The following is a 13,319-nucleotide window of genomic DNA, read 5'->3' on the forward strand; positions in this document are numbered from 1 at the left end:
CTTTAAAATAAAGCGTTCACTTTAAGATTCAATTAACTGTCTTGGAGGAATTATTTTTAATAGTTTTTTTGATGCTTAGAGTCATTATTGCCACATTATTGGAAAAAATAACCCGTTTGTGGTGAGCTTGCCTGCGCCATTCTACGCATCGGCATGCGTCCTGCTAAGAATGCCTCACGACCAGCCCATACGGCATGTTTCATCGCGTGTGCCATCATGATAGGATTTTGCGCACTGGCAATCGCTGAGTTCATGAGTACGCCATCGCAGCCAAGCTCCATGGCAATTGCTGCATCTGATGCTGTGCCGACACCGGCATCGACCAAGACAGGCACTTTAGCATTTTCAATAATCAGGCTCAGGGTATGGCGATTAAGTAGACCCAAACCAGAACCAATCAAGCTGCCTAATGGCATAATTGCTACGCAGCCCATGCTTTCTAACTCTTGCGCGACAATCGGATCGTCTGAGGTATAGACCATGACCTCAAAGCCATCATCAATAAGCACTTTTGCTGCCTTAAGCGTTTCCATCACATTGGGATACAGGCTTTTTTCATCGCCCAACACTTCAAGCTTGACCAGATTATGCCCGCCTAACAGCTCGCGAGCAAGCTTACAGGTACGAATGGCGCTTTCAGCATCAAAACAACCAGCTGTATTGGGCAAAATGGTGTATTTATCTGGAGAGATGACGTCAAGTAAATTGGGCTCATCACGATTTTGACCGATATTGGTACGGCGAATCGCTACGGTCACAATCTCAGCTCCCGACGCAGCAATTGCCGCTCCAGTCTCATTCATGTCTTTATACTTACCCGTACCAACCAGCAAGCGCGAAGAAAACGTACGGCTACCAACGGTAAAAGTATCATTGGTAAGCGGAGAGTGACCAGTGATAATGGATTGAGCTTGGGTCATGGCTTGCAACATATAAAATCCTAGGACAGACGGGCGATAAGAACACAAAGAAAAAAGCGTAAAATAAAAATTTGGATAATAAAGATAACATATTAGACTGCATAAACCAGCATCATGCTGCAAAGCGTTATTTGTGCAAATACCAATCATGCGCAAAAGCAGCACTTATATAAGCGTACAAAATGCTAGTATGTCCAATAGAGTTGCGCTGATAGGGTAGTACTTAGAATAGCGCTGACGGCTATCCATTATTCAGGTTCAAGGATACGTCGTCAATGACTTTTTATCTTCTTATCAGCTGTGCTATTCATCCCTTTATTTTGCTCGTTAAACGCTTCTATAATCGCTTTTTTAAGCCATTCTCGAACCTTTGCTAACTGACTACTTTATTGATTAGGTCGCCCTTATGCTGCAATTGCCATACAGTTTTGCCAAGCGTCACCAGCTATTAATTGTTCTTGCGATTGATGCTGATATGCCACCGACTTTGGTGCTGACCAAAGCCACACCGTTATCAGCCATTAATGAAGCGGTGCGCTTTTTGCAGCAGCAAGGTGTGCGCAGCGTGCCGGTTTATGACAGTATCAGTAGCGATGATTTTGAAAAACGTATGAACGCCGCCTATGCAGGTAACACGGGTGAATCGCAGCATATTGCCGCCGGTTTAGAGGATCATCCTGACCTTGATAGCCTAGCTGACAGCGTCCCTGAAACCGAAGATTTGATGGACAGCCAAGATGATGCGCCCATTATTCGCCTGATTAATGCGCTATTGTCGGAAGCCATTCGCCTAAATGCTTCTGATATTCATATTGAAACCTTTGAAAAAAGGCTAGTGGTGCGCTTCCGGGTTGATGGTGAGCTCAAAGAAATTATCACTCCAAAACGCCAATTAGCTCCCTTATTAGTATCACGTATTAAGGTCATGGCAAAGCTCGATATTGCCGAAAAACGCGTGCCACAAGATGGGCGTATGAGTCTAAGGCTGGCGGGACGCGAGGTTGATGTGCGAGTATCGACCTTGCCCTCAAGCTTTGGTGAACGGGTAGTGATGCGGTTGCTGGATAAACAAGCGGGTCATCTGAATATGACCTATCTTGGACTTTCTGAGCATGATTATGATGAATTAAAACGCTTAATTTACCGTCCGCATGGCATTATTCTGGTGACTGGTCCGACCGGTTCTGGTAAAACCACTACCCTATATGCGGCACTAACCGATCTCAATGATCAGACGCGCAATATCTTGACTGCAGAAGATCCGATTGAGTTTCAGCTCGATGGTATTGGGCAAACGCAGGTAAATAATAAGGTCGATATGACCTTTGCCAAAAGTCTGCGCGCCATGCTACGGCAAGACCCTGATGTGGTCATGGTAGGAGAAATCCGTGATATTGAAACGGCTGAGATTGCGGTACAAGCGTCATTGACCGGGCATTTGGTGCTATCGACCTTGCACACCAATACTGCAATTGGTGCGGTCACAAGACTGCAAGACATGGGCATTGAGCCATTTTTATTATCGTCATCGCTGATTGGCGTGGTGGCGCAGCGTTTGGTGCGTACATTATGCAAGAATTGTCATAGTTGGCAACAGGCTGACCCTGAACAAAGTAAATTATTTATCGAAATTAATATCAATGCTGAAACGATTATTAATCTGCCCAAAGCTGTCGGTTGTGATAAATGTAATCAGTCCGGATTTAAAGGGCGGACGGCAATCTATGAAGTAGTGCCGATTGATGATAGTTTGCGCCGTATGATTCACAGCCATGCGGCAGAATTTGAGCTTGAAGCCTATGCGCGCCAGCAAACACCGTCTATTCGTGCCGATGGTTTGCGTAAAGTGATGAGTGGACAGACGACACTTGAGGAAGTGCTGCGCGTGACTAAAGAAAGCGCCTTATTAGAAGACGCTTTGCTTATTTAATTTAACAACTTAATCACTACTTTAATTTGTTTAAAATGAAGCGTTATTTTGCCGCGATACATTCAATCTCGACGCTAGCACCTGCTGCCAATCCTGCCACCCCAAACGTTGAGCGTACCGGATATGGCTTAGCCAATTCGGTCTGATAAACTTTATTAAAATCAGCAAAGTCTTTCATATCCGTGAGCATGGCGCTACATTTAATCAAGTTTGATTTTTGATAACCGTACTGTAATAAAATTGCCTGAATATTATCAAAAATTTGCTTGGTTTCTGCCTTGACACCGCCTTTCACCAACTTGTCATTTTTAAAACCAATTTGCCCTGATAAATACAGCGTGTCGCCAACACGCACGGCATCAGAGAACGGATAAGCGCCACCATCGCCATAAAAAATCGGCTTAGATTTACTAACCTTAGCGTTTTTATGAGTAATGGCAACGGTGTCGGCATCAGGACTGACAGCCGCATTGGCGCTTACGGTGACAGTAAACAGACATGCGCCCGTTAGTAATGCTGAGGAAAAAGCGCTTATCAGTTTGTTGGTATAAGTAGACATGATGTTTTCCTTATGATAAATGGCAGGATAATAAAGGATGGTTATAGCCGTTATGGTTTTAGAATTGGTTATAAATTAAAAACCAAGCTCTATATTTTTACTAATTTTGAGTCTCTACCTTATCAAATTTAGTCGGCTTTTGGGATTTATTTATGTCCTAGTCTGACTTCTCGATTTTGCCTTGGCGACGGGCTTCGAGTTCCGACTTTGGTATCCACGCCCATGTCATCTCAACCACGATAGAGTCGCGCTCACTGTCAGATTCGCGGTCTTTAATCACACACGGAATGACCATCTCACCTTTAGGCGTGTTTAAAATAACCAAGCGTTGTTCATCGGTTAAGGTAGCGATGGCTGCGATTTGTCCTTTTTTTAGCGGACGATAAAAATTCACCGCATAAGATTTTATTAATAACACACGATCAGAAGGCAAATTTACACCTAAGATAAAACCTGTCGCAGTTTCGGCAAGAAGGGTAACGGCGACCGCATGCACGGAGCCGATATGGTTTTGTACTGCTTTAGTATTGTTTAAGCTGACCACCACTTTATTGGGTTCGACGGTCTCGTAATAGACGCCAGTTGTCCCCACGTAGGGCACGACTTTACCGAACGCTTTGGATAACACGGTGGCGCGAATGCCTGCTGGCAGGTATTTAGTGACGGCTAATAATTTGGTAAATTGATTGCTGACTGGTTTAAGTGTGTCGTTAGTATTTTTATTGCTGATATCGTTACTAGTATTATTGCTGGCATCATTTTTCGGATTAAATTTATCGACAACCTTGGCAGGCAATACGGCACCTGAAGTAGCCACTAGTTTGTTGAATAGTTCAGACATATGATATTCCTTAAGATGACGGGTTTTAGCATGTTTAATCAATGGCCAGTTATCCTGATAAGTGACCTGCTACGCCTAAATAACCCAGCAGTAACCCTGTATAATGCTGGCTAATGTTGTACGCACTTAATGGTAGCACTATCGACCGTCAGCCAGCCATGATTAGCATCGACTGCCGCGCTCACAAACTATTGTCGTTAAGATGACACATATCGCTAAACGTTTTATGACCTATTTTTATTGAGTAAAGTTATGCCGAATACGCCTGTTAATATCATTTATACCGGTGTTGCCGGAACGGGAAAAACCTACCAGTTACTGCAAATTGCCAAGCAATACACCGATTATTTACCAACCCTTGATAAAGCTCAACTATTGGCGCAACTGCTGCATGAATTGAGCTGGCGTGAAGTAATATGCTTAATTTTATTGGACTTTAAGCACCAGCAGCAAGAATTAGTAAAAGTACCTGAAATTTTAGCGCATGAGTTTTTTATAGCAAAAGCGGCACATAATGAGCGCGATAAAAACTTAAGCAATACGGCGTGGTCAGTACTGCAAATGCACAGTTCGATAGCCTCACAAACGGTCGATTATAAGAAACGCGCGAGCCAAGCTTATTTTGATAAAGATAACAGTGGCGCGTGGTTTTTACTGCCCGAATGTTTGCCGTTATTGGCTGAATTGTCCATGCAGTTGCTAGAGTATCAGCAAGCACAGACAAACATTAACGCGATGCAAAAGTCGCGCTTTAGTATGGTAAGTTTTCATCAAGCCTATGGCTATGAGGAATTTGTTGAAGGGATTCGCCCGGTGTTGGGAGGCAATACTCAAGGGCAAATCAGCTATGGTATTCAAGATGGGGCGTTCTTGCAGTTGTGCCAGCGCGCTGCAAATGACCCGAATCAGCGTTATGCGATGCTCATCGATGAGCTCAACCGCGCCAATGTCTCACGGGTATTTGGCGAGCTGCTCAGCTTAATTGAGCCAGACAAACGCAGCGGACAAGCCCATGCCATGCAAGTGAATTTGGCATACTCTGGACGCTCATTTAGCGTGCCTGCCAATGTCGATATCTATGCCACGATGAATACTCAAGACCATTCGCTAGCACCGCTCGATATAGCCATGCGCCGCCGTTTCCGCTTTATTGACTGTCCGCCGCGACCAGAATTATTACCTACGATTACAGTCTTAAGTGATGATAATAGTAGCAACGAAAATGCCCCTATAAACGAGATTGATTTAGCTCAGTTGCTTATGGGTCTTAATCAAAGAATTATTGAAAGTTTAGGAGCAGAAGCACAATTGGGTCATGCCTTTTTTTGTACTGTAAAGGATATAGTGCAGTTGCAAACAGTGTTAATTGAACAAGTTCTTCCGCAATTGGTGCAAGTCACTGGCGGACAAGTGAGCTTGTTGCAGTATCTGTTTTGCGATGAGCAGCAGCCTTTTACCGCGCAATTTATTCACGATAGTCAAGCGTTGCTGTTGCAATCGAACCTGCGTAATGAACCAAATAATCCTACCCACAAACAGCAAAATTTTGGCGCTCAACAGCCTTTTTTTGAACCAAGGATGAGCCATAGCAACTATAGCATTAATCCAGATTTAATAGCTAAAACAGGTGCGTTTGCGCAGGTGGCGGTTTATCAGCGTCTATATGGATAAGATATATTGATGATAAATGCTGAGCGTCAGAAAAAGCAACGAGTTAGGGTCAATCATGGCGCTTTCGTCGCCCATAATGACTCGATTATGAGCGTGTTTGAACATCAGCGCTTAACTGTGCAAGACTTTGTCCACGCTAGCGATTTTATGTGGCTAATGGCGCAAGAGTTTGCTGTATTTAGCATCCAGCGGCAGCGCGGGCAATGGCAGCTCAAAGTCGGACATTATATTGGCATCATTGTATTGCCTAGTGATATGACGCTGGAGATATTACCCAAACCAGTTGCTGGTATGGCAAGAAATAACGCATTACAAAATGATGAGATTGCATCCACTCGGCAGTGGGTACAGCGCATGCTAAGCACGTTATTTAATCCTGAAAACGCGTGGCAAGCACAGCCTCATACTCAGCATATGGGTCAATTTAGTCCTCACTTAAGCGCACTCACAAGCCAAACATTGCCGTTATCAACATGGCTTATAACGCAGTTTTTGCAAAAATTGACCCGCTATTATCCCAATAAAAATTATCAACTAGAAATCGATACGCAGGCACGGCTACAAGGTAAGTTACTTATCAAAGAGCAGCTGCGCCGTCATGGTGCTCAGCCGCATAAGTTTGTCAGTGAAGTCAGTATTTTAAGTCAAGATTTGCTGCACAATCGGCTTATTAAAAGCGCTTTTATGCTGCTCGCTCCTTTATTTCAAATTCAATTATTGCACATCCAGTTAATAATGCCCCAATGGCAAGTTTGGCAGCCGATTACGCCATTAACTGTACATGAGTTGCACCAATTACAACCCATATATATTAGCGCTAAACGTCAACTCAATAGCCAGCCCTTGTCATCCTCACAACGACAAACCGCCCAGCAGCTGCTAGATATTGCCTATTGGTTATTACAAGCGCAGCAGCCTAACATTAAGGCGGGTAGTAGCATATCGACACATTCTCATACGCTACCAACGCACGCGCCTTTGCGTTTGTGCTTATTGATTAATATGAATCAAGCGTTTGAGCAATGGGTCAGTCAGTGCCTTAGCGATTTTTTTGTGTCGCAAGATGAGTCTAAAACGCCTCGCTACGAATTACGCTATCAGCCGCGTGATGTTTGGCTCCGCGATCATAGTGGGCAGGCGTGTCTATCTATTCAGCCAGATATGCTGGTTTATCGTGTGGATAATATTCAGCAAAATGAAAACAGTGATATTGGTAATAAAGAGGTTAATCCTTTTCAGCAGTGCAGCCATGTTATCGACACTAAATGGAAGCACTTAGCACATCCGCGTGATATCAGCGCCAGCGACGCCTACCAGCTCACCAGTTACGCGCAAGCGTATCAGGCAGAGCAAGTGTGGCTGGTGTATCCAACCACTGACTATAAGCGTGCGCCCGTGCTGCTTACGCCAACAAATAATACTGACCGTCGACAGGCTAAATTGTGGTTAATGCCTTTTAATTTAATGACAGGCACATTAAATCAGCAAAACTAGACGCAAATTATTAAAATAAACATACTAAATCATATTGCCCCAACGTCATAAAATATAAATTATGATGAATTATTTACTAAATATGGCGAATTTTAGGTAAACAGCTTGGGTATCTGGCTTAAAAAGTGCCGATTCACCCTTAAAAATAAGATTAAATCCATATAAATCAAAATAAATGCTAAATATTATAAAATAATTGAAAATAGGTGTTGACACAATCGCCTTAACCCCTTAATATGTGCACCTCGATAGCGACAAACACTAACAACTTAGCGGTTCTTACCAATAACGAGTTAATGATTGAAAGTATCGAGATGATAGATAAGCATCGGAGTGTGGCGCAGTTTGGTAGCGCATCTGGTTTGGGACCAGAGGGTCGTAGGTTCGAATCCTATCACTCCGACCATCTATTTTATGAAAGCCTTTCAGGCTTTTTTTTATGTATAATAGTTTAGTTTCTGTTACTATGATTCTGCTAGCATATATAAAAGTCCTTCAAGAGCGCCTGTAGCTCAGCAGGATAGAGCACCTGCCTTCTAAGTAGGTGGTCGCAGGTTCGAGCCCTGCCAGGCGCACCATTTAGCCTGCATGATATTGCTCACAGTTAGCAATAGTTCTTTATGGCGGTTGTAGCTCAGTTGGTAGAGCCCCGGGTTGTGATCTCGGTTGTCGTGGGTTCGAGTCCCATCAGTCGCCCCAATTTTTTTGATGTTCCCCTCGTTTTATTTTTTCTTGTTTTATTTGCAATATCCTACCTTTTATTAATATCTACTTTATCTTTTAAAACACTTGCCTCCTTTGGCAATTTTTTGCGTTTGCCTTTTTTATTCTTATCTTCTAAAGATTGCTCATTGATTTTCTACGTCCCCTCTAATGCTAACTATTTGTATCGGTTGTATGCTTGTAAACCTTACGATAATATCGGTATGAGTTGTATTAAAGATAGTAAGTCATGGATTCATGAGTAGCAAGGTGTGTGCAGCGTATGTATATTCCCATTAACAGTCCATATTTAGCGATTGTTCTTGTGTAATGGCTATCAGGTGGTTTACTTTGCTACGTTTGCGCACTTGGTTATATTGGGTTGAGGATAGAATTTATGGACGCGTTGAGCATGTTGTTAGAAAACGTGCATTTATTCGAGACGAAGTATTACCGTCTACAAGGTTCGGGTAATTGGTCGTTTTCCCTGACTAGAAAAGATACGATTGTATTTTACTTAGTGGTATCAGGCAGTTTTTGTATTCAAATCGATGGTAGCGACCATCAAGCGCATGCTGGTGATATGATTATGATTCCAAACACCCATCAGCATGTGTCGTATGCTACAGGTTATCATAGTGATACTGCTCAGGCTTTAGATAATAAGCTGTTAGGACTAAGCTCGCATAGTGTTATGCTCAATGGTGACAATGAAAACGTAGCTGATTCTGATGCGCATTTAATATTGATAGAATGTAAATACGATAAGGATATGATACGTCCGCTATTGTCCGTATTGCCGTCGATTTTGCCTGAAATTACGGATTTACCTGAAAGTCGCTTGGAGGTAATTGATGTTGCTATTAAATTACTGTCGCTAGAGTCTGAGCATGAGCGGATGGGTAAAACAGCGGTGATTAATCATTGGGCAAGTATCATGATGATTGAGTGCCTGCGCACCTATATTGAGCGCTTGCCTGAGGCGACGGATAATTGGCTACGGGCAATGAAAGATCCCTATCTTGCTAAGGCGCTGGCAGTGATGCACGATGACCCAAGCCGTAATTGGACGATTCATAAGTTGGCGGAAGTTGCTGGGATGTCACGTTCAAGCTTTGCCCAACGTTTTAAAGACAGCGTGGGCATGCCGCCACTGACTTATTTGATTGATTACCGTCTGCGTCTGGCGGCACGTTATTTACGCTTACAGCAAAACAGTATTGGTCGTATCAGTGAATTGGTCGGTTATGCGTCGGACTCGACCTTTAGCCAAGCCTTTAAACGTGTTTATGGGTTATCGCCAAAAGCATATCGCCAACAATATCAAAAGCAGACGCACGCAGAATCATAATAGTATGGAAGATTATTGTTAAAAGAAAAGTGTCAGTAGTCATTTGTACATAAGCAGTTAAGGTGTTGGTTAAAGGTTCAATGCTGATAAAGTTTTAATAGGTAAAGCTGGCACCAGATGACAGCAGCTACAATGGCTGACAAAGACGCTGGCTTCAGGTACTATGGGGCAGTAAGCCATCTGCATTGAGTTCCTGTTTAAGCATTTATTGCCTAGCTAAATGTCTATTTTTAATTGAGCATTTTTAACTCATTAAGTTTTAACTGCGGTTACCTAGTAAATGGTTGCCCAGTTATTTACAGATGATGCCTACATCTACTTTCTACTGGTGATGGTATATTATGACCCAACCGACCGTTAAACCTGCTGTTCAGGCAGCTATTAAGCAGAGTATATCTGCCTCTTCTACTGATTATAATGACTTTGAAAGCCAGACTGGAGCAGCATCCATTCCTGTTACTAATAGCCAATCTAGCACCCTGCCCATATTAGATAAAGTGGGGCTACTGGCATTGTTTACTGTCCCTGCTGCGGTAGATATGGCGCATCATTCTTTATCCGATCATCCTCTTTTTGCTCATACCTCTTTTGTGTCCGATAGCAGTGAGATGAGCGTGGAGCGTATGCGTGTCCTGCATTATCAGTGGCAGCATGAGCGCACCCGACAGTTGTATATGGCGTCGGTTCATACTCGTCCTACTTATTTGGTACAAATTCTTAAACGCCAATTTGTAGAATATCAGCAGTATGAGCTGACACAACAGCTTGATAAGCGCGGTCTAATCGATACCGAAGCATTGGCGCGTTTGTGGCAGCAGCTGCACGTGGTTGACGATATTATTACGGATATTGTCCAGCATATGCCCGCCCAACAGCCAGCTGGCTGGCAAATCACGGTACAAGAGGGACATAATCCGTTATGCTTGCCGACTGTCGGTGCTTTAAAACATCCCAAACCTATTTTAGACCAAGCCAGCCTAACCAGTTATGTGCTGGGTCATTTTGGGGTCAGTAGCTTTACTTATGATCGCGGTTATTATATCGGTCATGTGATAGGTTATCTGTTCAGCTGTTATTTTTGTGCGCACTTATCGATTATTTACAGCGTTACTGCCCTCGGTCAAGATGTGGTTATCGATTATGATTATGCCAGCCTTGAGACGCCACATATGGTGCGCTTATTGCAAGGATTAGATGGTTATTGTAAAAAACGCATCTATCAGCTGGCGATTATTTGTGCTCGCTTAAGTGTTTATGCTTCTGATAAACGCATTGAGAAAATGCTGATTACCGAGGTTAATGACTTCGATAAAAAATTGCAGCAGCAGCATTTGGATATGTTGTTGTTGCAAGGACTAATGCCAGAAAGTAGCGATTCTACGCCGCTATTTTAAAATCCTAACGGCTCTCTTTTAACTGCTTTATTTTAATGGTATCAACTCTATATTTTTCCTCGTATTATGTTACTTTTTACCCTCCCTTTGGCGCTACAACTTGGTAGGATACCACCGCTATGCCCGCTTACCATTACAAAGCATTGGATGAACAGGGCACGGTTCAAAAAGGGCTGTTAGAAGGCGATTCTGCGCGGCAAGTGCGCCAGCAGCTGCGAGATAAACGCTGGACACCGATGGAAGTGGGCGCGGTCAATGCCACTCACAATAGCCAAAGCCGACATAAAAGCCGCTATAAAAAACCTTCTGCTTATGAGTTGGCATTATTAACCCGTCAGCTGTCAGTGCTTCTTGCTGCGGGCATTCCGTTAGAAGAAACCCTCGCTGCCGTCGCCAAGCAATCGCCAAAAACTCATATCAAATCCTTAATGCTGGCGGTACGCTCGCATGTGTTAGAAGGGTTAAGCTTTGCGCGCGCTTTGCAACAAGCGACCAGCTTTCCACCGCTTTATATTGCCACTATTGCTGCTGGGGAAAAGTCGGGGCATTTGGATTTAATTCTTAATCAGCTTGCCGATTACACTGAAAACCGCTTTGCTCTACAAAAGAAAATCCAAGGCGCAATGGTTTATCCCATTGTGTTAATGATAATGGCGCTTGCCGTTATTATGGGACTTATGAGCTTTGTGGTGCCCAAGATTGTGAAGGTATTTGAGCAATCTGAGCAGGCGCTACCGCTGATTACTCAAGTGGTACTTGCCCTGTCCAACGTCATTACCCAGTGGTGGTGGCTGATGTTATTAGTGATTAGTGGCGGTAGCTTTTTTTTATATCGTCTTGCCCAGACGCCAGCAGGCAAGCTAAGTTTAGACAGTTTGGTGCTCAAGCTGCCTATCCTTGCGCGCTTGTCAAAAGGTCTTAATGCGGCACGTTTTGCCAGTACCCTTGCTATTTTAGTGCGCTCAGGTGTGCCGTTGATTGAAGCGTTGCATATTGGTGCGGCGGTGACTACCAATCTGCATATTCAACGCGCTGTTATTTCTGCCGCTGATAGGGTCACTGAAGGTGCAAGCTTATCGAGTCAGTTGGAAAAATCGGCTTATTTTCCCCCGATGATGGTGCAAATGATTAAAAGTGGCGAGAATTCAGGCGAGCTTGAAAATATGCTGAGTCGCGCTGCTACCATGCAAGAAGCCGAAGCCACCAATTTTATTAGTACCTTACTGTCACTACTTGAGCCGTTGATGTTGGTGTTAATGGGCGTGGTGGTCATGATTATTGTGATGGCAGTAATGCTGCCCATTGTGAATATGAATGATTTGGCAGGTTAAGAATAGGTGGCGCTAAATTTTACTTATCCAATAATGCTCACTGAGCCATGTCACTTTTTTTATTTCTGATAGACCTTTCTTCTAGTCCGCAATAACCTATCAATTTGACTTAACCATTATTTAGGTTTCTTAAGTTTTACTTACTGTTGTATATTGTTGTCTCACCGCTGTTTTTACTAGGGGGCATTGCATCGTTGCGCTATAGTATTTGGTAATGGCTTTGACTGAATGATGATTATCATCACTATTTCCAGCGGATAGCTTACAAGTAACCAATCGGTAATAAAATAACAATACTAGGGTAGTACGCTGCGGTTAGACTGACTATCACCAAACGATAGGACGGTGCCTATTAAGAATGCTAAGCAAGGGTAGATAAATATAAAACCATCGTCTATAGTGATTATCATTTAAGCATTAAATCCGAACGTATTCCTTTAATAGCCAACTGTGATGATCGCCTCTATGACTATAAAAATGCCAATAAAATTACAAACACCAATAACAATAGATACGCAAATAGAGAAATTAAAATCGTCTAAGTCGACATTTGACCGAGCTGGTCGCCATTCTCATAAATATAAAAAATCTCAGTCGGGATTTACCTTGATTGAAATCATGGTCGTCATTGTGATTTTGGCTATTTTTGCTGGTTTGGTCGTGCCAAAAGTAGTGGGACAAAGTGATAAAGCAAGAGTAAAAACAACGGAGACGGCGCTTGCTACCGTGTCTAATGCGCTAGATATGTATAAGATTGATAATTCGCGTTATCCGACTACGGCGCAAGGTTTGGACGCCTTAACCACGCCGCCAGCTGACGCTAAAAACTATCCTGAAGGCGGTTATATTAAAGGCGGCTATCCAACAGATGGTTGGGACAACGAGCTGCAATATGTGGCTCCCGGTTCTGAGGGGCGCGTCTATGATTTGTTCTCGCTGGGCGCAGATGGACAGCAGGGCGGTGAGTCGCAAGATGCTGATATTTATGCCCAGTTATAATCTTGTGTCCAGTTATAAAACTGTGCTCAGTTATACCCTTATATTCAGCAACAATCTTATATAAGTAAGTTGAGCTTACCAGTCCAATCAAGGATTATGACCCAAAAGGATTATCAACCAGTGAGCG

At 43.3% G+C, this 13,319-nt stretch carries 10 protein-coding genes and 3 tRNA genes; 10 read left to right on the forward strand and 3 right to left on the reverse strand.

Annotation, left to right across the window (positions count from 1 at the left end; all coding sequences use genetic code 11):
- Positions 1-95: 95 nt before the first annotated feature.
- Entirely contained in the window at positions 96-920 is an 825-nt protein-coding gene (locus AAEY78_RS01000; protein ID WP_352336820.1) for a thiazole synthase, read from the reverse strand.
- A gap of 406 nt (positions 921-1,326) precedes the next feature.
- Between AAEY78_RS01000 and gspE the strand changes: the two genes are divergently transcribed.
- The gene (gspE, locus tag AAEY78_RS01005) at positions 1,327-2,850 is read left to right on the forward strand and encodes a type II secretion system ATPase GspE (protein ID WP_352336533.1); all 1,524 of its coding nucleotides are present in this window, start codon (positions 1,327-1,329) and stop codon (positions 2,848-2,850) included.
- Positions 2,851-2,893: 43 nt separating this feature from the next.
- Here the strand turns inward: gspE and AAEY78_RS01010 are convergent, their stop codons facing one another.
- Complete coding sequence (locus tag AAEY78_RS01010) at positions 2,894-3,409, reverse strand: RidA family protein (protein WP_352336534.1); 516 nt, start codon at positions 3,407-3,409, stop codon at positions 2,894-2,896.
- A gap of 157 nt (positions 3,410-3,566) precedes the next feature.
- The gene (locus AAEY78_RS01015; RefSeq protein ID WP_352336536.1) at positions 3,567-4,250 is read right to left on the reverse strand and encodes a DUF4442 domain-containing protein; all 684 of its coding nucleotides are present in this window, start codon (positions 4,248-4,250) and stop codon (positions 3,567-3,569) included.
- 252 nt (positions 4,251-4,502) lie between these two features.
- Here AAEY78_RS01015 and AAEY78_RS01020 point away from each other — a divergent pair, with 252 nt between their 5' ends.
- The 9 genes from AAEY78_RS01020 (at position 4,503) to gspG (ending at position 13,192) form a co-directional block, all read left to right on the forward strand.
- Entirely contained in the window at positions 4,503-5,921 is a 1,419-nt protein-coding gene (locus AAEY78_RS01020) for an McrB family protein (RefSeq protein WP_352336537.1), read from the forward strand.
- Positions 5,922-5,930: 9 nt separating this feature from the next.
- Complete coding sequence (locus AAEY78_RS01025) at positions 5,931-7,415, forward strand: McrC family protein (RefSeq protein ID WP_352336539.1); 1,485 nt, start codon at positions 5,931-5,933, stop codon at positions 7,413-7,415.
- A gap of 329 nt (positions 7,416-7,744) precedes the next feature.
- Positions 7,745-7,821 (forward strand) — tRNA-Pro (locus AAEY78_RS01030).
- A gap of 95 nt (positions 7,822-7,916) precedes the next feature.
- A tRNA-Arg gene (locus tag AAEY78_RS01035) sits at positions 7,917-7,993 on the forward strand.
- Positions 7,994-8,038: 45 nt separating this feature from the next.
- Positions 8,039-8,114: transfer RNA gene (locus AAEY78_RS01040), tRNA-His, on the forward strand.
- Between the two features lie 400 nt (positions 8,115-8,514).
- Positions 8,515-9,468 (forward strand): AraC family transcriptional regulator, encoded by a 954-nt coding sequence (locus AAEY78_RS01045; RefSeq protein ID WP_352336540.1) that lies wholly within the window; start codon positions 8,515-8,517, stop codon positions 9,466-9,468.
- A 341-nt stretch (positions 9,469-9,809) separates the two neighbouring features.
- Entirely contained in the window at positions 9,810-10,862 is a 1,053-nt protein-coding gene (locus AAEY78_RS01050) for a hypothetical protein (RefSeq protein WP_352336542.1), read from the forward strand.
- 119 nt (positions 10,863-10,981) lie between these two features.
- Entirely contained in the window at positions 10,982-12,193 is a 1,212-nt protein-coding gene (gene gspF, locus AAEY78_RS01055; RefSeq protein ID WP_352336544.1) for a type II secretion system inner membrane protein GspF, read from the forward strand.
- Between the two features lie 477 nt (positions 12,194-12,670).
- Positions 12,671-13,192, forward strand: coding sequence for a type II secretion system major pseudopilin GspG (gspG, locus tag AAEY78_RS01060; protein ID WP_352336546.1), 522 nt, complete (start codon positions 12,671-12,673; stop codon positions 13,190-13,192).
- Positions 13,193-13,319: the final 127 nt, after the last annotated feature.

It is taken from the genome of Psychrobacter sp. 16-MNA-CIBAN-0192, assembly GCF_040309565.1.
Lineage (GTDB): Bacteria > Pseudomonadota > Gammaproteobacteria > Pseudomonadales > Moraxellaceae > Psychrobacter.

Bases quoted from the DNA above. Each gene is read 5' to 3' on its own strand.
- AAEY78_RS01000 (WP_352336820.1), bottom strand. From the start codon at position 920: ATGACCCAAGCTCAATCCATTATCACTGGTCACTCTCCGCTTACCAAT.
- gspE (WP_352336533.1), top strand. From the start codon at position 1,327: ATGCTGCAATTGCCATACAGTTTTGCCAAGCGTCACCAGCTATTAATT.
- AAEY78_RS01010 (WP_352336534.1), bottom strand. From the start codon at position 3,409: ATGTCTACTTATACCAACAAACTGATAAGCGCTTTTTCCTCAGCATTA.
- AAEY78_RS01015 (WP_352336536.1), bottom strand. From the start codon at position 4,250: ATGTCTGAACTATTCAACAAACTAGTGGCTACTTCAGGTGCCGTATTG.
- AAEY78_RS01020 (WP_352336537.1), top strand. From the start codon at position 4,503: ATGCCGAATACGCCTGTTAATATCATTTATACCGGTGTTGCCGGAACG.
- AAEY78_RS01025 (WP_352336539.1), top strand. From the start codon at position 5,931: ATGATAAATGCTGAGCGTCAGAAAAAGCAACGAGTTAGGGTCAATCAT.
- AAEY78_RS01045 (WP_352336540.1), top strand. From the start codon at position 8,515: ATGGACGCGTTGAGCATGTTGTTAGAAAACGTGCATTTATTCGAGACG.
- AAEY78_RS01050 (WP_352336542.1), top strand. From the start codon at position 9,810: ATGACCCAACCGACCGTTAAACCTGCTGTTCAGGCAGCTATTAAGCAG.
- gspF (WP_352336544.1), top strand. From the start codon at position 10,982: ATGCCCGCTTACCATTACAAAGCATTGGATGAACAGGGCACGGTTCAA.
- gspG (WP_352336546.1), top strand. From the start codon at position 12,671: ATGCCAATAAAATTACAAACACCAATAACAATAGATACGCAAATAGAG.